The organism is Erythrobacter sp. (assembly GCF_040217515.1).
Lineage (GTDB): Bacteria > Pseudomonadota > Alphaproteobacteria > Sphingomonadales > Sphingomonadaceae > Erythrobacter.
In genome coordinates, this window is record NZ_JAVJPT010000003.1 from 325,277 (window position 1) to 348,831 (window position 23,555).

Consider the following 23,555-nt stretch of genomic DNA (forward strand, 5'->3'; position numbering starts at 1 on the left):
GGGCTTGCGCCCGCGCGCTCCGGCCCACATTGTCGCAGTCATGGAATCGACCCTCTCCCCGGCCGCTCCCGCAGGTGCGCAATCCCTCCCCTCGGAGCGGATCCGGCCCGTCGCCGATGGCGAGGAGCTGACTGCGCTGCATCCCAGCTACAAAACGCTGCTCCGCCTACAGACCGTGTTCGTCTTCATCCCGATCCTGATCGGCGCGCTGATCGCCGAGGCGATCCTTGCCGCCGAAGGTGCGCCGATCCCTTCCGGCGTGATCGCGGGGTCGCTGCTTCTTCTCGCCATCGTGCTCGTGATCCGCATCCCGCAGCGCCGTTTCGCTGCGCGCGGCTATCAGATGAGCGATGACCGTTTGCGCGTGGTGCGCGGCATCCTCTGGCGTTCCGACACGGTCGTCCCCTTCGGCCGGGTGCAGCATATCGATGTCGACCAGGGCCCGCTCGAACGTGCTTTCGGCATCGCCACCATGACCCTGCACACGGCCGGCACGCACAACGCCTCGGTCGACCTGCCGGGGCTGGGCGAGGAACATGCCCGCGACATGCGCGAGGAAATCCGCGCCCACATCAAGCGCGAGAGCCTGTGAACGCCGATGTGAGCGCCGACGGGCCGGCCCATGCCGCCCATCCTCCGGGCGACGCTGCTCGACATGCTGCGCCGAGCGGCGAGCCCCGCCGCACCGCGCCCCTGAGCGTCGTCATCGGCAGCCTGTCGAGCGCGCAGGGCGCGATCCTGCCCGCGATATTCGCCGGTGTTTCGACCGGCGGGGCGGGCGTGCTGATCGGGCTCGGCGTCGGTCTGGCCATCACGCTGGTCGGTTCGCTGTTCAGCTATGTCGCGTGGCGTCGGCTGACCTACACAGTGGGCGACCAGGACATTCGCGTCGAAAGCGGGGTGCTGTCCCGCTCGGCCCGTTCGGTCCCGTATGAGCGCATTCAGGACGTAAGCCTCGAACAGCCCCTGCTGGCGCGGATATTCGATCTCGTCGCGGTAAAGTTCGAAACCGGGGCGGGCGGGGCGGACGACCTTGCGCTTTCCTATCTTTCCAGTGCCGAGGGCGAGCGCCTGCGCCAGCTGGTGCGCGAACGGCGCGACGAGGTGCAGGAAGAGGGCGCGCAGGACGACGACGCGAGCGCCGAGCCCCCCGAAAGTCGCGCTGCGGCAACCGAAGAGGGCGAAACGCTCTTTGCCATGGATGGCGGGCGTCTCCTTACTTTCGGCCTGTTCGAATTCTCGCTCGCGGTCTTCGCCGTGCTGGGCGGCCTGTTCCAGTACGCCAATAGTTTCTTCGATTTCGATGACATCGATGAACGCGTGGTCGAACAGGTGGTCGAACGGCAGGGCGGCTGGATCTTCGAACTCGGCGCCTACGGGCAGGTGTTGACCGCGCTGGCCGGGCTCGTCGCGGTCCTGTTCATCGGTTCGGCGACGGGGATCGCGCGGACTTTCGCGCGCGAATGGGGCTTCGTGCTCGAACGCACCGCGCGCGGTTTTCGTCGGCGGCGCGGATTGTTCACCCGGACCGACGTGGTCATGCCCGTCCACCGGGTGCAGGGGGTGATGCTGGCGACCGGCTGGCTGCGCTACCGCTTCGGCTGGCATTCGCTGTCCTTCGTCAGCCTCGCGCAGGATGCGGGCTCGACCAGCCACGTGGTCGCGCCCTTTGCGCAGCTCGACGAGATCGAGCCGATCGCCCGGGTCGCCGGCTTTCGCCTGCCGGGAGCGGGAGAGGACTGGCACCGCGCAAGCCGGAAATATCGCACCGATTCGATGATCTGGGATTCGCTCGCCTTCTTCATCGCGGCGATCATCGCCGGGGTGGCGACCGCGGTCTTCGCGCCCGAATGGGCGTGGCTCGCGGCGGGTGGGCCTTTCGCGCTCGGCGTGCTCAATTCGGGACTTCAGGCGCTCGCCTGGCGGTTCAAGCGGCACGCTCTGGACGAGGCGCAGATCATGGCGGTGAGCGGGATCCTCTCACCGAAGACGCAGGTCGCGACCCGGCGCAAGCTCCATTCGGTCGAGATCGCGCAGGGGCCGATCGCGCGATGGCGCGGCTATGCGACGGTCCATCTGGGACTGGCGGGCGGTGAATTTGCGATTCCCGGTGTGCCGCTCAATCGCGCGCGCGAGGTCCGGACCAAGATCCTCGAGACCATTGCCGAAACCGATTTTTCGCGCCTGGACGGGGCGCCACGCTAGGTCCTGAGAGCGGCCCAGTCGGGATTCTCGTCGAACTTCTTCGCCACATAGGAGCAGTCCGGGCGGATGCGGAAGCCCTCGCGCCGTGCATCCTCGACCATGCGTTCGGTGAGCTTTGCCGCAACCCCCCGACCGCCGATGGGGCGCGGGACGACCGTGGTGCGCGCGACGCGCACGTCCTCCTCGTCGCCGGGCTGCCATTCGAGATAGCCTTCCTCGCTCTCGCCCTCGATTACGGCGGTGTAGACCCCGCCCTGGCCCTGCACGTGATGGGTGATGGTGATGTCGCCGTTCGGGCCCGGTTCGGTCATGCGATTGCTCCTCCTTGCCATCAACGCCATGGCGGCTAGAGGCGTTCCGTAATGACCGACGTGAAACCCTTCCTTTCCGACAACAACGCCTCCGTCCATCCCAGGGTATGGGAGGCGATGCGCGCGGCGGACAACCCCGACAATCCTTATGACGGCGATGCGCTTTCGGCCGAGCTCGACGCGCGTTTCACCGCTCTGTTCGGGCGGGACTGCGCCGGACTCTGGGTGGCGACCGGAACGGCGGCGAATTGCCTGGCGCTCGCCACGCTGTGCGCGCCGCACGGCGCGGTGGTGTGCCACGAGGAGGCGCATATCGAAGTCGATGAAGGCGGCGCGCCCGGGTTCTTCCTGCACGGGGCGAAGCTGATCCTTGTCCCCGGCGAAGGCGCGCTGCTGACACCGGAGGGCATCGCGCAGGCCATCGACCCGATCCGCGACGACGTCCACCAGGTCCAGCCGCACGCGATTTCGATCACGCAGGCGAGCGAATATGGCCGCGCCTACGCGCTGCCCGAGCTGGAGGCGCTGGGCAAGTTCGCTGCGACGCGCTCTCTCGGCCTGCACATGGACGGCGCGCGCTTCGCCAATGCCGCCGCCGGGTTGTCGGACGATGCGGGCGAGGCGGCGCGGGCGGCGAGCGGCCCGGTCGACAGCCTCGCCTTCGGCTTCATCAAGAACGGCGCGATGGGTGCCGAGGCCGTCGTGCTGTTCGATCCCGAACAGGCGGCGCAAGTGCGCTATCGCCGCAAGCGGGCCGGCCACCTGCAATGCAAGGGGCGCTATCTCGCCGCGCAGGTGCTCGCCATGCTGGAGGGCGATCTGTGGCTCGCCAATGCCGCCCACGCCAATGCGGCGGCGCAGGAAGTCGCGAGCGGCTGCGGCGACCGGTTGATGCACCCGGTCGAGGCGAATGAGCTGTTCGTGCGGCTTTCCCCGGAGGAACGCGAGGCGCTGCGGGCGCAGGGTTTCGCCTTCTACGACTGGGGCGTGGATGCCGCGCGTTTCGTCTCAGCGTGGAACACGCGCGCCGAGGACGCGCAGGAACTCGGCAAGGCGATCGCCGCCCTGTGAGCGTCAACACGACCGACATGCTCAGCTGGAGGGTCATCCTCCCCTTCGTGCTGACCGGCACGATCTGGGGGTCGACCTGGTTCGTCATCACCGGCCAGATCGACGGCGTGCCCGCGGCGTGGAGCGTGTTCTACCGCTTTGCGCTCGCCACACCGGCGCTGTTCTGCGTCGCGTTCCTGATGAAGCGGCGGTTGCGGCTGACGGGCCCGGAACAAAGGCTCGCTGTGCTGGTGGGGCTGTTCCAGTTCTCGGGCAATTTCCTGTTCGTCTACCACGCCGAGCTTTACGTAACCTCGGGCATCGTCGCGATGATGTTCGCGCTGCTGATGGTGCCCAACGCCCTGTTCGCGCGCCTGTTTCTAGGTGAGACAGTGCAGGGTGGTTTCATTGTCGGCAGCGCGGTGGCGATCGTGGGCGTGTCCTTCCTGCTGATCCATGAATGGCGGGCGAACCCGGATGCGGGCGTGGTCGGCGGCAACGTGCTGCTTGGCATCGCGCTTGCCATGCTGGGTATCCTCGCGGCCTCGGTCGCCAACGTGATCCAGGCCAATCCCACGGGCCGCGCCGTGCCGATGGTGAGCCTGCTGGCCTGGGCGATGCTTTACGGCACGAGCTTCGACCTGTTCTACGCCTTTGCCACCGCCGGGCCGCCGCCCTTCCCGATGAAGCCGACCTACTGGGCGGGTATCGCCTATCTCGCCCTGATCGGCTCGGTCGTGACCTTCCCGCTGCATTACAATCTCGTGCGCGAAATCGGGGCGGGGCGCACGGCCTACAATTCGATCCTGACGATCGCGGTCGCGATGGGTCTGTCGACGGTGTTCGAGGACTATCGCTGGACGGGGCTGACGATGCTGGGGATGGTACTGGCGGTGTTAGGAATGGTCATCGCGCTGCGCGCGCGGCGGCAGAAGGCGATCCAGGTCGAGGAGTCGGCGCGGCTGAGGCGATGAGTCGTCGTTTGCCGCACGCCCATCCGGGCGCGCGGTCCTCGCTAGACGCGCAGCAGAGCTGCGCCCGCTGCGGGCGGGCTTGCAGGTGTGCTTCGCACGTCTGCGCCTTCGGCTTCGACTCCGCCCTTGCGGCTGCTGTGCAGCCGGGCCTCGCTCCTCAGGTCAGGCTTTCCAGCCCTTCCACATAGGTCGGGTAAAGCGGCCTCCAGCCCAGCACCCGCTTCGCCTTGCCGTTCGCGACGCGGCGATTCTCCATGTAGAACCCGCGCGCCATTTCGGAGAGGTTCGCTTCCTCCAGCGTCTCCAGAGGCGGCGGTTCGACACCCAGCAGGCGGCAGGCGTGTTCGGTCACTTCATTGCCGCTAGCAGGCCAGTCGTCGCCGATATTGTAGGCTCCGGGCGGCGCGTCTAGCGTCAGCGCGGCGACCACGGCGCTGGCGATGTCGTCGACATGGATGCGGCTGAAGACCTGCCCCGGCAGGTCGATGCGCCGCGCCTTGCCTTCGCGCACTCGGTCGAGCGCGCTGCGTCCGGGCCCGTAGATGCCGGGCAGGCGGAACACCCGCGCGCCCATGTCCATCCATGCAAGGTCCGCCTCGGCGCGCGCGCTCCTGCGGCCCTGCCCGGACTGCGCGATGGTTGGTGTCGCCTCATCCACCCATGCGCCCTGCCGGTCGCCATAGACCCCGGTCGAGGAGAGGTAGAACAGCGGCTTGTGCTGCAGAGCATCGCCATACGCTTCGAGCACCGGATCGCTCCCCGTCTTGCGGTCCGGCGGAACCGAAGAGAGGACATGGCTCGCCTCGTCCAGCGCGGCCAGCACAGCGTTGCGATCGGCGAAATCGAGCTCGCCCGCGCTGCCTGTTGCGCGCACCGCCCATCCGCATTCGTGCAGCCGTGCCGCGATGCGTTTCGCCGTATATCCAAGACCGAAGACCAACAAATGCGACATGGCACGCTTCATGCGGTTGGACGCGGGGCCGAATCAATCTAAATCCACTCTCATGGATGCAGCCAAGACCCCGACGAACCCCGAAGGCAACACCTATGTGGCCGATGCCGCGCCGACTCCGCAGGAGCCGCCGGTGATCCGGCGCGAGGATTACCGGCCCTATCCCTGGGCAGTGCCAAAGACCCGGCTCGCCTTCGAACTCGGCCTCGAAAAGACGTGCATCACCGCGACCTTGCGCGTGGAGCGCAACCCGGCGTCGGACGACATCAGGCAGGAATTGCGGCTGGACGGCGACGGTCTGAAACCCGAGCGAGTCGCGATCGACGGGGTCGAGGTCGCCGATTACCGGATGGACGGGCCGGACCTCGTCCTCACGCTCCCCGGCGAGGGGCACGAGGTCGAAATCGTGACCGAGGTCGATCCGTCCGCCAACACGCAATTGATGGGCCTTTACGCCTCGGGCGGGATGCTGTGCACCCAGTGCGAGGCCGAGGGCTTTCGCCGCATCACCTTCTTCCCCGACCGGCCCGACGTGCTGTCGACCTACACCGTTCGCATGGAGGGACCGAAGGAAGCTTTCCCGATCCTGCTCGCCAATGGCAACCGCACGGCGCAAGGCGACAATGGCGACGGCACGCATTGGGGCGAATGGCACGATCCCTGGCCCAAGCCGTCCTATCTCTTCGCGCTGGTTGCGGGCGACCTGGTGGCGAATTCGAAGCCTTTCACCACCCGCTCGGGCCGCGAGGTCGAGTGCAATGTCTGGGTGCGCCGCGAAGACCTCGCGCTGACCGACCATGCGCTCGAATCGCTCCACCGGTCGATGAAATGGGATGAGGACACTTTCGGGCGCGAATACGACCTTGATCTCTACAACATCGTCGCCGTCTCGGATTTCAACATGGGGGCGATGGAGAACAAGGGACTAAACGTCTTCAACACCAAATATGTGCTGGCCGATCCCGACACCGCGACCGATGCCGATTTCGACGCGGTCGAAGGCGTGATCGCGCACGAATATTTCCACAACTGGTCGGGCAACCGCGTCACCTGCCGCGACTGGTTCCAGCTTTCGCTCAAGGAAGGCTTCACCGTGCTGCGCGACCAGCTTTTCTCGCAGGACATGCGGGGCGAGGCGGTCAAGCGGATCGAGGATGTGCGCATTCTGCGCGCCGCGCAGTTCCCCGAGGACGCGGGGCCGCTCGCCCACCCGATCCGGCCGGACAGCTACCGCGAGATCAGCAATTTTTACACCGCGACCGTCTACAATAAGGGCGCCGAGGTGATCCGCATGATGCGGACCATGGCCGGGGCGGAGCGTTTTCGCAAAGGCACCGACCTCTATTTCGACCGCCACGACGGAGAGGCCGCCACCTGCGAGGATTTCGTGCGCGCGATCGAGGAAGGCGCGGGGCTGGACCTTGCGCAGTTCCGCCTGTGGTACGCCCAAGCCGGCACGCCGCGGGTGAAGGTCGCGGCCGAGGTAAAGGGTGACATGCTCGCGCTCACCCTGTCGCAGACCGTGCCCGAAACGCCGGGCCAGCCCGACAAGAGCCCCATGCCGATCCCGCTGCGCCTCGCGGTGCATTCGCGCGGCAATGCGCCGGATGGCGGCGTGCTTGGCGAAGAGCAATTGGTGATCCTGTCCGAGGCCGAGCAGACTGTCGACCTCCCGCTTGCCGGACCCGATCCGGTCGTCTCGATCAATCGCGGCTTTTCCGCGCCGGTCATCATCGAGCGCGAGCTTGCGCACGAGGACCTCGTCTTCCTCGCTGCGCGCGACGACGATCCCTTCGCCCGGTCCGAGGCGATGCAGGAACTCGCGCTGTCGCATCTTGTCGGTGCGGCGAGCGGCGAATTGTCCGAAAGCGAAGCGGCGGCAGGACGCGAGGCTGTCGTCGCGGCGATGCGCGCGGTGCTGGCGGACCAAAAGCTCGACGATGCGATGCGCGGCGAGCTTATGCTGCTGCCGAGCGAGACCTACCTGTTCGAGGCCATGGCGCAGCGCAGCGGGTCGGCCGATCCCGGCGCGATCCACCGCGAGCGCGAGGCACTGAAAGCCGCGCTGGGCCGTGAACTCGCGGGCGAACTCGCCGCGCTGCACGAACGGGCAAGCGGCATCGGCTTCGACGATCCTGCGGGCCGCGGCGCGCGCAAGGTCAAGACACAGGCGCTCGTCCTGATCGCCGCCGCCGACCCGGCGCGCGCGGCCGACCTCGCCGCCGCGCAATACGACGCCGCCGACAACATGACCGACCGGCAGGGCGCGCTGATGGTGCTCGCCGGGCTCGACCATCCCGAGCGCGAGGCGAAGCTCGCCGCGTTCTACGAGCGGTATCGCGGCAATGCGCTGGTGATCGACAAGTGGTTCACCCTTCAGGCGCTCTCGCTTCATCCCGATGTGATCGCGCAGGTCCGGGCGCTGGCGGAGCATCCCGATTTCACGCTGAAGAATCCCAACCGCCTGCGCTCGCTCTACATGGCTTTCGCGGGCAATCCGCAGGGCTTTCACGATGGGGACGGGGCTGGCTACCGCATGATCGCCGACGTGATCCTCGCGGTGGACAAGGTGAACCCGCAGACCGCGGCGCGGTTCGTCTCGCCGCTGGGCCGCTGGCGGCGGATCGAACCGGGCCGGGCGGCGCTGATGAAGGGTGAACTCGAACGGATTGTCGCCGCCGGCAATCTTTCGCGCGACACCTACGAACAGGTCACGCGCAGCCTCGGGGACTGAGCGTGGCAAGCGCGTTCGCGATCGAGCGGGGCGAGGCGCTCGAAGGTGTGCCGCACGGTTTTTTCGGCAGCGCGGGCGGTGCGCACCAGTTCGGATATGGCGGGCCAGGTGGGCCGGAAGAGATCGCGGCGCTGAGATCTGCGGCGGCCGAGACGATCCAGCCGGGAGCGGCGCTTCTCGCTCCGCACCAGGTCCATTCGCCCGATGTCCTCACCGTTACCGCAGGGTGGGAGGATACCCCCGAAGGCCGCCCGGTCGCCGATGCGCTCGTCACCGACCGGTCGGGCCTCGCGCTCGGCATCGTCACCGCCGATTGCGCGCCGATCCTCCTCGCCGACAGCGAGGCGGGGGTTATCGGCGCTGTCCATGCCGGATGGCGCGGTGCGAAAGCGGGGGTGGTCGCGAACACGGTCGCGGCAATGGCAGCGCTGGGCGCGCGCGCCGGACGTGTCGCGGCGGCGGTCGGACCGACCATCGCGCAGCAAAGCTACGAGGTCGACGCAGCTTTCCGCGCCCATTTCACCGCCGCCGACGAGCTGCACTTCGCGCCCGCCCCGATGCGTGAGGGGAAGGCGCGCTGGCGCTTCGACCTGCCGGGTTATGTTGCCGCGCAAATCATGCAATCGGGAGTGCGCAAAATAAATTATGTTGGCGGGGATACATTCTTACATGATCGTCGTTACCACTCCTACAGACGAGCCTCTTCTCTCGGAGAGTCGGGTTATGGGAGGCAGATCAGCCTCATCGCCCTGGCATAGGGGCAGGCCTTGCGGGGTTTGCGCCGTTCCGAACAGGGAATGCTCAAAACACTGTTGGATTCGTCGTTCTTTGTGGGTAAGGGCGCGGTTCCGTCTATCTTGAAGCACGGTGTGTCGTGCTCGCCCAGGCGGTGCCGGGAGACATCTTTAGAGCAGATCGGCAGCTCGCTGCGGGCAAAGCCGGCAAAGACAGGTTTCAAGGGCCACGCCGCGCCGGGTCGCATCCTGCTGCGGCACGGCGGGTAAGATATAGCGATTATTCAAGAGCCAAGGGTAAGGTAGGAAACGATGGCCAATTCTGGTGCTGACATGGGTGGGACCGCGACGGCGGATCCGAACATGCTGGATGAGGAAGGCGTTCGCCGCCGCGACTGGATTCATATTGCCGCGCTGAGCGCCGGCGGTGTGGCGGCAGTCGGCGCGGTCTATCCGCTGGTGAGCCAGATGGCCCCTTCCGCCGATGTGCTCGCCGCGTCGACCACCGATGTAGACCTTTCCACCCTCGAGCCGGGCATGGCGATCAAGGAAACGTTCCGCTCGCAGCCGCTTTTCGTGCGTCGCCTGACGCCCGAAGAGATCGCCGAGGCCGACGCGGTCGATGTCTCGACCCTGCGCGATCCCGAAACGCTCGCCGATCGCACCAAGGAAGGCAAAAAGGAATTCCTCGTCACTCTCGGCGTGTGCACCCATCTCGGCTGCGTTCCGTTGGGCGCGGCTTCGGGGGAGGAAAAGGGCGAATTCGGAGGCTATTTCTGTCCCTGCCACGGGTCGCACTACGACACCGCCGGAAGGACTCGCAAAGGCCCCGCGCCGACCAATCTCGTCGTGCCGGAATACCAATTCACCACCGACACCACCATCCGCGTAGGCTGATAGCCCGTATCTACGGGCGCGCGGCCAGCGCCAACGAACGATAACCGACCCGACCAGCAACGCAGTAACATCGAAGAGAGCGCCATGAGCTTCGCCTGGGCAAAACAGTATGAACCGAAATCCGCTTTCACCAAGTGGATCGACGAGAAATTGCCGGTGCCGCGGTTGGTCTACAACGCGGTCGGCGCGGGCTATCCGGTGCCGCGCAATCTCAACTACATGTGGAATTTCGGCGTGCTGGCGGGCTTCTGCCTCATGCTGCAGATCATCACCGGCGTCGTGCTGGCGATGCAGTACGAATCCGACACCGGAGTCGCCTTCGCATCGGTCGAGCACATCATGCGCAACGTGAACTGGGGTTGGATGCTGCGCTATGCCCACGCCAACGGGGCAAGCTTCTTCTTCATCGTCATCTACCTGCACATCTTCCGCGGCCTGTATTATTCGTCCTACAAGGCTCCACGCGAGATGATCTGGCTGCTCGGCGTGGTGATCTTCCTGCTGATGATGGCGACCGCCTTCATGGGCTATGTCCTCCCCTGGGGCCAGATGAGCTTCTGGGGTGCGAAAGTGATCACCGGCCTGTTCGGCGCGATCCCGTTGATCGGCGAGCCGCTGCAGGTCTGGCTGGTGGGCGGTTATGCGCCGAATGACGCGACGCTCAGCCGCTTCTTCTCGCTCCACTTCCTGCTGCCCTTCGTAATCGCGGGGGTTGTTATCCTGCACATCTGGGCGCTGCACATCCCGGGTTCGTCGAACCCGACCGGTGTCGAAGTGAAGCAGGAAAGCGATACCGTGCCGTTCCACCCCTATTACACGGCGAAGGACGGCTTCGGGCTGGGCGTGTTCCTTATCCTGTTCACCCTGTTTGTCTTCTTCCTGCCGAACGTGCTGGGCCACCCGGACAATTACATCGAGGCGAACCCGCTCTCGACCCCGGCGCACATCGTTCCCGAATGGTACTTCCTGCCGTTCTACGCCATCCTGCGCGCCTTCACCGGCGACCTCGCCCTGTTCGGCGTGACGCTGGTCCCGGCCAAGCTGCTCGGCGTGATCGCGATGTTCGGGTCGATCCTCGTGTGGTTCTTCCTGCCGTGGCTCGACAAGAGCCCGGTGCGCTCGGGCAGCTATCGCCCGCTGTTCAAGAAGTTCTTCTGGTTCGGCCTTGTGCCCTGCATGATCCTGCTGACGATCTGCGGCGGTTCGCCGGCCGAGGAACCCTGGGTCATCCTGAGCCAGATCGCCACCGCCTACTACTTCCTGCACTTCCTCGTGATCCTGCCGATCGTGAGCCAGATCGAAGTGCCCAAGCCGCTGCCTTTCTCGATCACCGAGGCCGTGCTCGGCTCGGATGACAAGCCGGGAAGCATGGAAGGTGGCGGGGACAAGCCGGGCAAGGTTGTCAAGCCGCTCCCCGGCAGCGACCCGGACGGTTCGCTTGCACCCGCAGAATAAGGTGACGGGAGCTTCGGCCCCCGTCCCCATCTCTCCCTCAACTCGACCCGATAACGAGAAAGAGTTCGGTCATGACCATCCGCCTCGCAGGCATCATCGTCGGCCTGGTGATCACGGGCATCCTCGTCCTGTGGTCACTGCTGCCGGGTGCCCTCAACTATTCCGCCCCGGAAAAACCGGATTACTACGCCTTCAAGGAAGAGCTGATCGAGCCTGCGGGCGGGTTCTCCTTCGAGGGTCCGCTGGGCAAGTGGGACACGGCCCAGCTGCAGCGCGGCTATTCGGTTTACAAGCAGGTCTGCTCGAGCTGTCATTCGCTGCAATATGTGGCTTTCCGCAACCTGCAGGAAATCGGCTTTTCCGAGGCGGAAGTTCGCGCCGAGGCGGCGAGCTGGCAGGTGCCCGGTATTGATCCGCAAACGGGCGAGAGCATCATGCGCCCGGCCGAGCCGACCGATCACTTCCCGATGCCCTATCCCAACAAGACGGCGGCCCGGCTGGCGAACAACAATGCTTATCCGCCCGACCTCTCCTTGATCACCAAGGCGCGGCCGGACGGTGTCCACTACGTCTATTCGCTCAATCTCGGCTACAAGGAGCCCGACCCCGAACTCGTGGAAAAGACCGGCTTCGAAACCCCGACCGGGCTGTATTTCAACGTCTATTTCCCGAGCATCAATCTGGCCATGCCGCAGCAGATCTATGACGGCCTGGTGACCTATCCGGACGGGACCGAGCCGACCGCCGAACAGATTTCGGCCGACGTGACCGCGTTTCTCGCCTGGACGGCGGAGCCCAAGATGATCCAGCGCAAGCAGACCGGCTGGGTCGTGCTGGGCTTCCTCCTGTTCATGACGGCGCTGGCCTTCCTGTCCTACAAGCAGGTCTGGGCCGGGATGAAGCCGAAGAAAAAGTAAGCGCATCGCGCGTCTCCCGGCGCGCCAGGCGAATATCGACGCCCCATCGTCCCTTGCGGATGGTGGGGCGTCATGCTTTCTAGGGGACCGGCACACCGGCCGATGACAGGGGACGCGAGGGTCATGACCGCAACCACGACGACGGACGGGCTTCTCTCGCCCGCGCAGATCAAGGCGCTGGTGCGCACCGTCCCGGATTTTCCCGTGGCCGGCATCCAGTTCCGCGACATCACCACGGTCATCGGCCACCCGCGCGCGCTTGCCTCGAGCGTGCAGCATCTTGCCGACATGGCGCGCGACGCAGGGGCGGAAGACATTGCGGGCATGGAAGCGCGCGGCTTCATCTTCGGAGCGGCGGTCTCGATCGCGCTCGGCACCGGTTTCATCCCCGTGCGAAAGCCCGGCAAGCTACCGGTCGAGGTCATCGGGGTCGAATACGATCTCGAATACGGCAAGGACCGGCTCGAGATGGACCCGGGCGCGATCCGCCCGGGGCAGAAAGTGTCGATCGTCGACGATCTTATCGCCACCGGCGGCACCGCGCTCGCCGCAGTCGAATTGCTGCGCCGGGCAGGCGCGGTGGTCGAACAGGCACTGTTCGTCATCGACCTGCCCGATCTCGGCGGCGCACGGCGCCTGCGCGAAGAGGGGGTCGACGTGGGCACCCTGATGGAATTCGAAGGCGACTGAATAACCGTTCCGGAGCCCGGCCTCCCGGTCCTGCCGGAACGTGCCGCTGTCGGAGACATTGATCCAGCGGGAGGAGGAGACCGAAACCCGGCATGGAATCGCAAGCACTCGTCATCGCCGCGATCGGTGTCCTCGGTATCGGGGCGCAGTGGATCGCCTGGCGCACGGGCTGGCCGGCCATCGTGCTGATGCTTGCCGCGGGCTTCCTTGCAGGGCCCGTCGCAGGCGAATTCGGTTATCGCCTGATCGATCCCGAAGGCGCATTCGGAGACCTTCTCGACCCGGCCATCGGCATTGGTGTCGCTTTGATCCTGTTCGAGGGCGGGCTCAGCCTCGACCTGCGCGAACTGCGCGACATGGGCAGCGCCGTCTGGCGGCTGGCGACGATCGGCGTCGCGGTCGGCTGGGCGCTCGGCGCGCTCGCGGCGAGCCAGATCGCCGGGCTCGCCTGGCCCGTGGCGGTGCTCTTTGGCGGTATCCTGATCGTCACGGGCCCCACGGTCGTCATTCCCCTGCTGCGGCAGGCGAATGTGCAGACCCGGCCTGCGAACATCCTCAAGTGGGAAGGCATCGTCAACGATCCGACCGGCGCGCTGTGTGCGGTCGTCGCTTATGAATATTTCCGCCGTGTCGCCCAAGCACCGGATGCGACGCTCGTTGATGTCGTCCCGCCGCTCATCATCGCGGCGATCATTTCGGGGCTGATCGGTTACGCCGCCGCGCGGGCAGTCGCCTATGTCTTCCCGCGCGGGGGAATCCCCGAATATCTCAAGGTCCCGGTGCTGTTCTCGAGCGTGATCGGGGTCTTTGTCCTCACCAACCAGATCGAACACGAAGCGGGCCTCGTTGCGGTGACCGTAATGGGCGTGACACTCGCCAACACCGATTTCACAAGCTTGCGCTCGATCCATCCGTTCAAGGAGAACGTCGCGGTCCTGCTGGTGTCGGGCATTTTCATCATCCTTTCCGCCAGCCTCACGCCGTCCGACCTCGCTTATCTCGATCCGCGCGAACCTGTCGGCCAACGTTTCGCGCTGTTCGTGGCCGTGCTGCTTTTCGTGGTGCGTCCTGTCACGGTATTGGTGAGCCTGGTCGGTTCGCGCGTGCCGTGGAACGAACGATTGTTCGTCGCCTGGATCGCCCCGCGCGGTATCGTGCTGGTCGCCATTTCGGGCCTGTTCGCGCTGCGCCTCGCCGATCTCGGCTATGGCGACGGGCAGGTCCTGACCGCGCTCAGTTTCGCAGTCGTCTTCGCCACGGTGGTGGCGCACGGCTTCAGCGTCGACAGGGTGGCGCGCTGGCTCGGGGTCAAGGTAACATCGCGTCCCGGCCTGCTGATCGTCGGATCGACCCCATGGACCATCGCGCTCGCGCGGGAAATGAAGGCGCTGGGTACCCCGATCATGATCGTCGATGCGAGCTGGCAACGCCTCGGCGCGGCGCGGCGCGAGGGATTGCCTTTCTACCACGGCGAAATCCTGAACGAGGCGACCGAGCACAATCTCGACCTGACACCCTACCAGGTGCTGGTCGCCGCGACCGAGAACGAGGCGTATAACGCGCTTGTCTGCAATGAATTCGCGCACGAAATCGGGCGCGACAGCGTCTACCAGCTGGGCGAAAGCCGCGAAGAGAACGATCGTCATGCGCTGCCCGAATCGATCCGCGGGCGGGCCCTTTTCGAAAGCGGTTTCGGCGTTGCCGATGTCAACGAACGCCAGCAACAGGGCTGGGTCTTTCGCAAGACCAAGCTCTCCGAAGCCTTTGCCTTCGAGGATGCGCAGCAAAAGCTGCCCGACAGCGCCAACATGCTGCTGCTGGTGCGCGAAGACGGCACGCTGCGTTTCTTCACCCATGCCGCGAGGCCCGAACCGCGCGCAGGCGACGTGATCATTTCCTTTTCGCCGCCGCAATTGAAGACCCCGGAGGAGAAGGCGGCGAAGCGCGCCGCCAAAGAGGCTGGGCGGCAGAAATCCGCGCAGAAACCCGATACCAGACCGGGGGGCAAGCCCCAGCCGGGATAAACGGCCGGGAAGTGATTATCGAAAGAACAGGAATGAGGAGCCGATGACCATTACGAAATACCTGGCCCCGCTGGCACTGGTCCTTGGCCTTGCCGCGTGCCAGGTCCAAAGCGACGAGAGCGAAGACCCGCAATCTGGCGAGACACCCGAAGCCGGCGAAACCGAGGCGGACGAGCAGGAAGGCGAGGGGGAACCGGCGCCCGTATCGATCCTGCGCCCCGATATCGAGCCGCCGGACCTGCCCGACCTGCCCGAGGTGCCGCTGCAGCCGCTCGAGCTCACGATCGGTTTTCCCGAAAGCGCGATGGAACTGGACGCGGAAGCCGAAACCGCGCTGGAGACCGTGATCGAATCCGAACAGGTGGAGACGGGCGCACCGATCGTCCTTCGCTCGCACACCGATTCGGCGGGAAGCGACACGGTCAACATGCGCGCTTCGGAAAAGCGCGGCGAGCTGGTCAAGGACTGGCTGGTCGAACGCGGCATCGAGCCCGAGCGCATCCGGGTCATCCCCTTCGGCGAGCAGAACCCCGTGGCTCCCAACGCCCTTCCCGACGGATCGCCCAATCCGCGCGGGCGCGCGCTCAACCGGCGGGTCGAAATAGCGGTTGTTCCCGTCCCCGCGCAGACGGTCGATCCCTCGGATACCGATCCTGAGACCTTGGAGGACACCGGGAGTTAGCCCAGCGCGGCTACGCGGGCGAGGACGTCTTCGGCCAGTTCGGGTCGGCAGATCAGCAGGTCGGGGAGATAGGTGTCCGCATTGTTGTAGCGGATCGGCGAGCCGTCGATCCGCGAACAATGCAGGCCATGCGCTGCCGCCACCGCGACGGGCGCGCAGCTGTCCCACTCATACTGGCCGCCCGAATGGAGATAGATCTCCGCCTCGCCGCGGACCACGGCCATGGCCTTGGCCCCGGCGCTGCCCATGGGCACGAGTTCGCCGCCCATTCCGCCGCAGACCTCTTCCGCCTCGCGCGCGGGCCGGGTGCGGCTGACCAGGAAGCGCGGGCGCGGCGCGGCCTCGGCGAGCGGGACCGTTCGATCGGACCGCAGCACCACGCCGCCGTCGAGGCCGGGGAGCGCGACCGCGCCGACCTGGGCCTCGCCGCCGATCGCAAGCCCGACATGAACCGCCCAATCGCCGCGCTGCTCGCCATATTCGCGCGTCCCGTCGACCGGATCGACGATCCAGACACGTTCCATCGCGCAGCGCTCGGTGTTGTCCTTTTCCTCCTCGGACAGGAGCCCGTCATCGGGGCGTGCGGCACGGATCGCGTGGCAGAGGAATTCGTTCGCCGTTGCGTCCCCGGCCTTGCCCAATGCCTTGCCCTCGAACATCCCGCTCGCGCGGACTTCGATCAGGATGCGCCCGGCGACTTCGGCAAGATGCGCGGCGAGTTCTGCGTCGGTCATGGTGCCCCTTCCGGCGCGCTCACTTGAGCGGGAGGATCGCGTCGACGATGTGCTGCGCCGCTTCGGCGGGCGTCATCTCGACCGTGTTGACGGTGATTTCGGGATTTTCGGGCGGTTCATAGGGGCTGTCGATGCCGGTGAAGTTCTTCAATTCACCGCTGCGTGCCTTCTTGTAGAGCCCCTTGACGTCGCGCTGTTCGGCGACCTCGAGCGGGGTATCGACGAAGATCTCGATGAATTCGCCTTGCGCCAGCATGTCGCGCACCATGCGCCGTTCGGCGCGGAAGGGGCTGATGAAGGCGGTAAGCACGATGAGGCCCGCATCGGCCATCAGCTTGGCGACCTCGCCGATCCGGCGAATGTTCTCGATCCGGTCGTTCTCGGTAAAGCCGAGATCGCGGTTGAGGCCGTGGCGCACATTGTCCCCGTCGAGCAGGAAGGTGTGACGGTTCATAACCGCGAGGCGCTTTTCCACCTCGTTGGCGATCGTGCTCTTGCCCGAACCCGAAAGTCCGGTGAACCACAGGACGCGCGGCACCTGGTTCTTCATCGCGGCGTGATCGGCACGGGTGATCGTCGTCGGCTGCCAGTGGACATTGTCCGCCCGGCGCAGGCTGTACTCGATCATCCCCGCGCCCACCGTCGCATTGGTGAACTTGTCGATCAGGATGAAGCCGCCCAGCTGCCGGCTCGTTTCATAGGGTTCGAAAGTGATCGGCTGGTCGGTCGAGAAATCCGCGATGCCGATGCTGTTCAGCTCGAGCGTCTTGGCTGCAAGGTGATCGAGCGTGTTCACGTCGATCTCGTATTCAGGCTCCTGCACATTGGCCGTGACCATCTGCGTGCCGAGCTTGAGCCAATAGCCCCGACCGGGCTTCAGCGCCTCTTCGGAGAGCCAGACAAGCGTCGCGCGGAACTGGTCGGAGGATTCGGGCGGATCGCCGGCGGCTGCGATCACGTCGCTGCGGCTGCAATCGACCTCGTCCTCCAGCGTGAGCGTGATCGACTGGCCAGCGACCGCAGCGTCGAGATCGCCGTCGAAGGTGGCGATCGACTTGACCGTGCTCGTCTTGCCGGTGGGCACGATCCGCACCGGGTCGCCGGGGCGCACCGTGCCGCTGGCGATCAGGCCTGAAAAACCGCGGAAGTCGAGATTGGGACGATTGACCCATTGCACCGGCATCCGGAAGGCGCGTTCCTGCGCCGCCGTCGCCGCGACCTCAACGGTTTCGAGGTGATCGATCAGCGACGGTCCGCCATACCAGGGCGTGTTGTCCGACGGGGCGCGCGTTATGTTGTCGCCCTTGAAACCGGAGATCGGAATCGCGGTGAATTCCTCGATCCCCACTTCCCGGGCGAAGCTGCGATAGTCGGCGACGATATGCTCGAAGGCGGACTGGTCGTATTCGACCAGGTCCATCTTGTTCACCGCCAGCACGATGTGCCTGATGCCGAGCAGGTGGACGAGATAGGAATGGCGCCGCGTCTGCTGCAGCACGCCCTTGCGCGCATCGACGAGGATCACGGCAAGGTCGGCGGTAGACGCGCCGGTCACCATATTGCGGGTGTATTGTTCGTGCCCCGGCGTATCTGCGACGATGAACTTGCGTTTTTCCGTCGTGAAGAAGCGATAGGCGACGTCGATCGTAATGCCCTGTTCGCGCTCTGCCGAAAGACCGTCGACGAGCAGCGCGAAATCGATTTCGCCCCCTTGCGTCCCGTGTTTCTTGCTGTCGGCTTCGAGGGCGGAGAGCTGGTCCTCGAAGATCATCTTCGAATCGTAGAGCAGCCGCCCGATCAGGGTCGACTTGCCGTCATCCACGCTGCCGCAGGTGATGAAGCGCAGCATCCCCTTGTGCTGGTGCTGGTGGAGATAGGCGTCGATGTCCTCGGCGATCAGCGCGTCGGTCTGGAACGAAGGGTGCTCGGTCATCAGAAATACCCTTCCTGCTTCTTGTCCTCCATGGAGGCCGACTGACCCTTGTCGATCGCCCGGCCCTGCCGCTCCGAACCCGTGGCGAGGAGCATTTCCTGGATTATCGCATTCATGTCGGTCGCCTCGCTTTCGGTCGCGCCGGTGAGCGGATAGCAGCCGAGCGTGCGGAACCGGACCGAGCGTTCGACGACCTCCTCGCCCTCTTCGAAACGGAAGCGGTCATCGTCGACCACCAGGATCAATCCGTCGCGCTCCACGGTCGGGCGTTTCCTGGAAAGATAGAGCGGAACGATGTCGATCTTCTCGAGCGCGATATATTGCCAGATGTCGAGCTCGGTCCAGTTCGAGATCGGGAAGACGCGAATGCTCTCGCCCTTGTTTTTCCTGGCGTTGTAGAGGTTCCACAATTCGGGCCGCTGGTTCTTGGGATCCCAGCGATGCGCCGCAGTGCGAAAGGAGAAGATCCGCTCCTTCGCGCGTGCCTTTTCCTCATCGCGCCGCCCGCCGCCGAATGCCGCGTCGAACCCGTGTTCGGTGAGCGCGCGCTTGAGCGGGTCGGTCAGCTGGGCCTGCGAATAGAGCGCACTGCCGGTGTCGAAAGGGTTGATGCCCTGCGCTTCGGCGTCCTCGTTCTGCGCGACGATGAGTTCGAGCCCGTATTCCCTCACCGTCCGGTCCCGGTGGTCGATGAGGTCCTGGAAATCCCACCCGCTCGCGACATGCAGCATCGGGAAGGGCGGCGGCGAGGGATAAAAGGCCTTCCGCGCGAGGTGAAGCATGACCGACGAATCCTTACCCACCGAATAAAGCATGACCGGGTTTTCAGCCTCGGCCACGACTTCGCGGAAGATATGGATACTTTCGGCCTCGAGCCGCTGCAGATGCGTGAGCGTAGTAGTCATCGGGCTGAAGCCCTAGGCGATGGTGCAGCGGACGCAAACAAGTTTTTGCACCTGCACAATCAAGCGCAGCTTTGCCCTGCAGCAACCTGGCCCAGGCGCAAGCCGCGGATGATCCGACGGGTGGTGCGCAGATCCACACGAACGCATGCCACTCGACCGATCGAACCCGCCGTGGTCACGGCAAGAACCCGAGGGGAATGGAGCGGGTAGCGGGAATCGAACCCGCCTAGCCAGCTTGGAAGGCTGGAGCATTACCACTATGCTATACCCGCGCCCGCAATCGCGCCTGGACAGGTTCCGCCGGGGCGTGCTGGCCTTTGCCACCACTCTCGCATCGAGGTCAACGCCGATTGTGTGTCCGCTCACGCGCGCGCCGGACCCACCGCCATATTGTCGATCAGCCGCGTCCCGCCGATCCGCGCGGCAACCAGCAGGCGGGCGGGCGCAGAACCGAGCGCATCGAGCGGTGCGAGCGTATCGGCATCGGCGAGGGTGACGTAATCGGGCTGATCGAACCCTGCCGCGATCAGCCTTTCCCCCATGGCTGCCAGCGTCGCCGCGACGGGCTCGCCCGATTCGAGCGCCACGATGGTCTCGCGCATCGCCGCGGGAAGCGCCGCGGCCGCCGCGCGTTCGTCGGCGGAGAGGTAGCGATTGCGGCTCGACAGGGCGAGCCCGTCCGCCTCGCGCACCGTGGGCACGCCGATGATGGAGTCCACCTGCGGGCAGGCGAGGTCGAGATCGCGCGCCATGGTGCGGATGACGGCGAGCTGCTGGTAATCCTTTTCCCCGAAGAACGCCCTGTCGGGTCGGACCTGGTTGAAAAGCTTCGCGACCACGGTCGCCACGCCGTCGAAATGGCCCGGCCGCGCCGCTCCGCACAGCCCGGCGCTCACGCCGGCGACCGATACGCTCGTCGCGAAGCCGGCCGGATACATCGCCTCGACCGTGGGAGCCCAGAGCAGCGCGACCCCTTCCGCCTCGAGCATCGCCGCATCTTCGGCAAGCTGGCGGGGATAGGCGTCGAGATCTTCGCCTTCGCCGAACTGGGTGGGATTGACGAAGATCGAGGCGACGACATGGTCGCAGTCCTCGCGCGCGCGGCGGACGAGGCTCAGGTGGCCTTCGTGCAGCGCGCCCATGGTCGGCACGAACCCCACGGTCCCGCCGCCCTCGCGCAGCGCGGCGAGCGCCGTTCTCAACATGTCGAGCGTGCTTGCCGTTTGCACCCCTGCGCCTCCGCCTATAGACTTCGTGGTCGTTGGTCGCCCGCTTCCTAAGCATCCGCGCGCGCGCTTCACAAGCACAGCGCGAGCGTGGGCAGGGCGAATGCAAGGAAAGCACCCCTTTGATGCCGCAAGAGCCTGCCGAAAGTCCCGCTTCGCCCGACGCCCCCGGGCCCGCCGAGCGTCCGGCGCATCGGATCGTCTTCGCCAATGAAAAGGGCGGCACGGGCAAGTCCACCACCGCCGTCCACATCGCGGTGGCGCTCACCTATCTCGGGGCGAGGGTGGCGATCCTCGACCTCGACCCGCGTCAGCGCACCAGCTTTCGCTACATGGAAAACCGCGTGCGCACGATGGAGCTGCGCGGCCTCTCCCTGCCGACCCCGGCCTGCGAGGTGTTCAACGGCGACAGCACCAAGAAGCTGCTCAAGGTCATGGCCCGGATCGAGCGGACCTGCGATTACCTCGTGATCGACAATCCCGGCCGCGACGACCCGCTGGCCCGCACCGCGGTGGAGAATGCCGACACCCTTGTAACGCCGCTCAATGACAGCTTCGTCGATTTCGACCTCATCGGCCAGGTCGACGGGGAGACCTTCAAGGTGCGCAAGCTGTCTTTCTTCGCCGAACTTATCTGGGAGGCGCGTATGCGCCGCAGCCGGGCCACGCTCGAGGAGGAGCGCCCCGAAATGGACTGGATCGTGGTCAGGAACCGCACGGGCCATGTCGAGGCGCGCAACAGGATCCGGATCGAGAAAGCGCTGGCCGAAATGTCGAAACGCGTGGGCTTTCGCGTAACCCGCGGACTGTCCGAACGCGTGATCTATCGCGAACTGTTTCCCTCGGGCCTGACCCTGCTCGACAAGGGGTATCTCGGCGAGCTCGGCACCAGCCATCTTGTCGCGCGGCAGGAATTGCGCGCGTTGATCAAGGTGCTGAACCTGCCCGAATTCGCGGCCGCGTCGCCGAGGCTGGAGCTCGTCTGAGCCATGATCAAGGCGGCGATCATTCTGGTGCTGGCGATCATCGTGTGGCGCTGGGCGCTCGGCAGCTGGCCGTGGGACGGGCTGTTCGAGGCGTCTGGCCGCGAAGCCGATCTTGCGCGGGCGCGGCAGCTTCTGGGCGTCGGAAAACGCGCCGGGCGAGACCAGATCGTCGCCGCGCACAAACGCATGCTCGCCCGCGTCCATCCCGATCGCGGCGGCTCCTCCGGAGCGGTGCACGAAGCGAATGCGGCGCGCGACCTGCTGCTGGCCGAGCTTTCCGGCGGCAACGACGCGGGCGATGCGGGTGCGGGCAGCGATGGCGCAGCAGATGGCGATTGAAGCGCGCGGGCCGCTTCCATCCCGGCATGGCCTATCCCGGCTCGCATGGCGCATCCGCTTTCGCAAAGGCGGGATTTCCAGCCTGTTTCCCGGGACAGTGCGCAGCGGGCCCGACCGTGCCCGCCTGCATTGGCGGCCCCGATAAGGGACACCTCGCGCCTCGCGCATTTGCGTGACGGCCCCATCGCGGTATTGACACAAATCGCGTCCACTACGCCGCGCATTCGCGTGTCGCCGGGCGCGCGGGCGGGGGAACATGCGCTGCTGCGGGGGTATGGGGCAATCACGGCCGCAACCCGGCGCTCAGCACGCGCTCTCCCTGCGTGAGACCGAGTAACGCGTCGCCCGCCGGAGCGGGGGGCGCCAGCAAAGGGCAGGAAACCAGACCGTTATGACTCACACATTCGATGCGAGCGTGCTGCGCGAATACGACATTCGCGGAATCATCGGCCAGACGCTCGGCCCCGACGATGCCCGGGCGATCGGGCGCGGCTTTGCGACCCTCCTGCGCGAAGCGGGCGGCGACACTGTCGCGGTGGGATATGACGGGCGCAAGAGTTCGCCCATTCTAGAGCACGCCCTGTGCGAAGGGCTCACATCGGGGGGATGCGATGTCGTGCGGATCGGGCTCGGGCCGACTCCGATGCTCTACTATGCCGAGGCCTCAAGCGAAGAGATTGATGGCGGCATTCAGATAACCGGCAGCCACAATCCCCCCAATTACAATGGCTTCAAGATGGTATTTCAGGGGCGTCCGTTCTTCGGCGCCGACATCCGGAAGCTCGGGAAAATCGCGGAAGAGGGGGTCTGGTCCAGCGGGGCCGGGACCGTTTCCGAACGCGACGTCATGGGCGAGTATGTCGAGCGTCTTCTCGAAGGCCTCTCCGACCTCGATGTCGGCGATCTCTCCGCCATCAGGGTCGGCTGGGACGCGGGCAACGGCGCCGCCGGCCCCGCGCTCGAACGGCTCGCCGAAAGGCTGCCCGGGGAACATCACCTGCTTTTCACCGAAGTCGATGGACATTTTCCAAACCACCATCCTGATCCGACCGTCGAGGCGAACCTGGCCGATCTTCGTGCGCTCGTCGCGGACAAGAAGCTCGATTTCGGAGTGGCTTTCGACGGCGACGGCGACCGGATTGGCGCGATCGACGGCGAAGGGCGGGTGATCTGGGGCGACCAGCTGCTGATGATCTATGCCGAGGACCTGCTGAAACGCCGCCCGGGCGCGACGATCATCGCCGATGTCAAGGCGAGCCGCGCGCTGTTCGACCATGTCGCAGCGCATGGCGGCGAGCCCTTGATGTGGAAAACCGGCCACTCGCTGATTAAGTCCAAAATGAAGGAAACGGGCTCGCCTCTCGCGGGCGAGATGAGCGGGCACGTCTTTTTCGCCGACGAATATTACGGCTATGACGACGCGTTGTATGCTGGCGTGCGCCTGCTTGCCGCGTCGGCGCGACTCGGCTGGTCGGTAAGCGCGCTGCGCGAGGCCATGCCCGCCATGCTCAACACCCCCGAAATGCGCTTCCAGGTCGATGAAAGCCGCAAGTTCGCCGCGATCGCCGAGGTTTCCGAGCGGCTGAAGACCGCGCCGGGCCCGGATGTGGAGGACGTCAACGCGACCGACGGCGTGCGCGTGACGACAAGGGACGGCTGGTGGCTGCTGCGCGCGTCCAACACGCAGGACGTCCTGGTCGCGCGGGCGGAGAGCGAGAGCGAGGAGGGACTAGGGCGGCTCATGGCGCAGATCGACGAACAGCTCGCCCTGTCGGGGCTCGAGCGCGGCGAGAGCGTCGGGCACTGA

Annotated in this window: 21 protein-coding genes and 1 tRNA gene; 15 read left to right on the plus strand and 7 right to left on the minus strand. The window is 65.8% G+C overall.

Annotated features, from left to right (window positions below):
* Positions 1–40 precede the first annotated feature (40 nt).
* Together RIB52_RS03195 and RIB52_RS03200 are read left to right on the plus strand one after the other, a co-directional pair.
* The gene (locus RIB52_RS03195) at positions 41–592 is read left to right on the plus strand and encodes a PH domain-containing protein (protein ID WP_350172834.1); all 552 of its coding nucleotides are present in this window, start codon (positions 41–43) and stop codon (positions 590–592) included.
* The gene (locus RIB52_RS03200) at positions 589–2,205 is read left to right on the plus strand and encodes a PH domain-containing protein (protein WP_350172836.1); all 1,617 of its coding nucleotides are present in this window, start codon (positions 589–591) and stop codon (positions 2,203–2,205) included. Before RIB52_RS03195 ends, RIB52_RS03200 begins: the two co-directional genes overlap by 4 nt.
* Here the strand turns inward: RIB52_RS03200 and RIB52_RS03205 are convergent.
* Positions 2,202–2,516 (minus strand): GNAT family N-acetyltransferase, encoded by a 315-nt coding sequence (locus RIB52_RS03205; RefSeq protein ID WP_350172838.1) that lies wholly within the window; start codon positions 2,514–2,516, stop codon positions 2,202–2,204. The genes RIB52_RS03200 and RIB52_RS03205 overlap by 4 nt on opposite strands.
* Positions 2,517–2,567: 51 nt before the next feature.
* Between RIB52_RS03205 and RIB52_RS03210 the strand changes: the two genes are divergently transcribed.
* Entirely contained in the window at positions 2,568–3,587 is a 1,020-nt protein-coding gene (locus RIB52_RS03210) for a threonine aldolase family protein (RefSeq protein WP_350172840.1), read from the plus strand.
* Between the two features lie 17 nt (positions 3,588–3,604).
* A complete protein-coding gene (locus RIB52_RS03215) occupies positions 3,605–4,540 on the plus strand; it encodes a DMT family transporter (protein ID WP_502879469.1) in 936 nt (311 codons plus the stop codon).
* A gap of 157 nt (positions 4,541–4,697) precedes the next feature.
* Here the strand turns inward: RIB52_RS03215 and RIB52_RS03220 are convergent, their stop codons facing one another.
* Complete coding sequence (locus RIB52_RS03220) at positions 4,698–5,492, minus strand: NAD-dependent epimerase/dehydratase family protein (protein ID WP_350172844.1); 795 nt, start codon at positions 5,490–5,492, stop codon at positions 4,698–4,700.
* Between the two features lie 52 nt (positions 5,493–5,544).
* On the opposite strand from RIB52_RS03220, the gene pepN reads away from it, so the two are divergent.
* From pepN to RIB52_RS03260, 8 genes are all read left to right on the plus strand, one after another.
* Positions 5,545–8,226, plus strand: a complete 2,682-nt coding sequence (gene pepN / locus RIB52_RS03225) for an aminopeptidase N (protein ID WP_350172846.1) — start codon at positions 5,545–5,547, stop codon at positions 8,224–8,226.
* A gap of 2 nt (positions 8,227–8,228) precedes the next feature.
* Positions 8,229–8,984, plus strand: coding sequence for a peptidoglycan editing factor PgeF (gene pgeF / locus RIB52_RS03230; RefSeq protein WP_350172848.1), 756 nt, complete (start codon positions 8,229–8,231; stop codon positions 8,982–8,984).
* Positions 8,985–9,323: 339 nt separating this feature from the next.
* Positions 9,324–9,857: a ubiquinol-cytochrome c reductase iron-sulfur subunit gene (gene petA, locus RIB52_RS03235; protein WP_350173153.1), complete on the plus strand. Its 534-nt coding sequence runs from the start codon at positions 9,324–9,326 to the stop codon at positions 9,855–9,857.
* A gap of 84 nt (positions 9,858–9,941) precedes the next feature.
* Positions 9,942–11,312: a cytochrome b gene (locus RIB52_RS03240; protein ID WP_350172850.1), complete on the plus strand. Its 1,371-nt coding sequence runs from the start codon at positions 9,942–9,944 to the stop codon at positions 11,310–11,312.
* Between the two features lie 71 nt (positions 11,313–11,383).
* Positions 11,384–12,229, plus strand: a complete 846-nt coding sequence (locus tag RIB52_RS03245) for a cytochrome c1 (RefSeq protein ID WP_350172852.1) — start codon at positions 11,384–11,386, stop codon at positions 12,227–12,229.
* 123 nt (positions 12,230–12,352) lie between these two features.
* On the plus strand, positions 12,353–12,919 hold the full coding sequence (locus RIB52_RS03250) for an adenine phosphoribosyltransferase (RefSeq protein WP_350172854.1): 567 nt from the start codon (positions 12,353–12,355) through the stop codon (positions 12,917–12,919).
* 92 nt (positions 12,920–13,011) lie between these two features.
* Positions 13,012–14,943, plus strand: a complete 1,932-nt coding sequence (locus RIB52_RS03255; protein ID WP_350172856.1) for a cation:proton antiporter — start codon at positions 13,012–13,014, stop codon at positions 14,941–14,943.
* Between the two features lie 43 nt (positions 14,944–14,986).
* Positions 14,987–15,625 (plus strand): OmpA family protein, encoded by a 639-nt coding sequence (locus tag RIB52_RS03260; protein WP_350172858.1) that lies wholly within the window; start codon positions 14,987–14,989, stop codon positions 15,623–15,625.
* Here the strand turns inward: RIB52_RS03260 and RIB52_RS03265 are convergent.
* From RIB52_RS03265 to panC, 5 genes are all read right to left on the minus strand, one after another.
* The gene (locus tag RIB52_RS03265) at positions 15,622–16,359 is read right to left on the minus strand and encodes a 3'(2'),5'-bisphosphate nucleotidase CysQ (protein ID WP_350172860.1); all 738 of its coding nucleotides are present in this window, start codon (positions 16,357–16,359) and stop codon (positions 15,622–15,624) included. The two genes, RIB52_RS03260 and RIB52_RS03265, sit on opposite strands and share 4 nt — an antisense overlap.
* 19 nt (positions 16,360–16,378) lie before the next feature.
* Entirely contained in the window at positions 16,379–18,292 is a 1,914-nt protein-coding gene (gene cysN, locus RIB52_RS03270) for a sulfate adenylyltransferase subunit CysN (protein WP_350172862.1), read from the minus strand.
* Positions 18,292–19,197 (minus strand): sulfate adenylyltransferase subunit CysD, encoded by a 906-nt coding sequence (gene cysD, locus RIB52_RS03275; RefSeq protein WP_350172864.1) that lies wholly within the window; start codon positions 19,195–19,197, stop codon positions 18,292–18,294. Before cysD ends, cysN begins: the two co-directional genes overlap by 1 nt.
* 198 nt (positions 19,198–19,395) lie before the next feature.
* A tRNA-Gly gene (locus tag RIB52_RS03280) sits at positions 19,396–19,469 on the minus strand.
* Between the two features lie 90 nt (positions 19,470–19,559).
* Entirely contained in the window at positions 19,560–20,426 is an 867-nt protein-coding gene (gene panC, locus RIB52_RS03285; RefSeq protein ID WP_350172866.1) for a pantoate--beta-alanine ligase, read from the minus strand.
* Positions 20,427–20,548: 122 nt separating this feature from the next.
* On the opposite strand from panC, the gene RIB52_RS03290 reads away from it, so the two are divergent.
* From RIB52_RS03290 to pgmG, 3 genes are all read left to right on the plus strand, one after another.
* Positions 20,549–21,409, plus strand: a complete 861-nt coding sequence (locus RIB52_RS03290; RefSeq protein ID WP_350172868.1) for a division plane positioning ATPase MipZ — start codon at positions 20,549–20,551, stop codon at positions 21,407–21,409.
* A gap of 3 nt (positions 21,410–21,412) precedes the next feature.
* Positions 21,413–21,748, plus strand: a complete 336-nt coding sequence (locus RIB52_RS03295) for a molecular chaperone DnaJ (RefSeq protein WP_350172870.1) — start codon at positions 21,413–21,415, stop codon at positions 21,746–21,748.
* A 391-nt stretch (positions 21,749–22,139) separates the two neighbouring features.
* A complete protein-coding gene (pgmG, locus tag RIB52_RS03300; RefSeq protein ID WP_350172872.1) occupies positions 22,140–23,555 on the plus strand; it encodes a phosphoglucomutase/phosphomannomutase PgmG in 1,416 nt (471 codons plus the stop codon).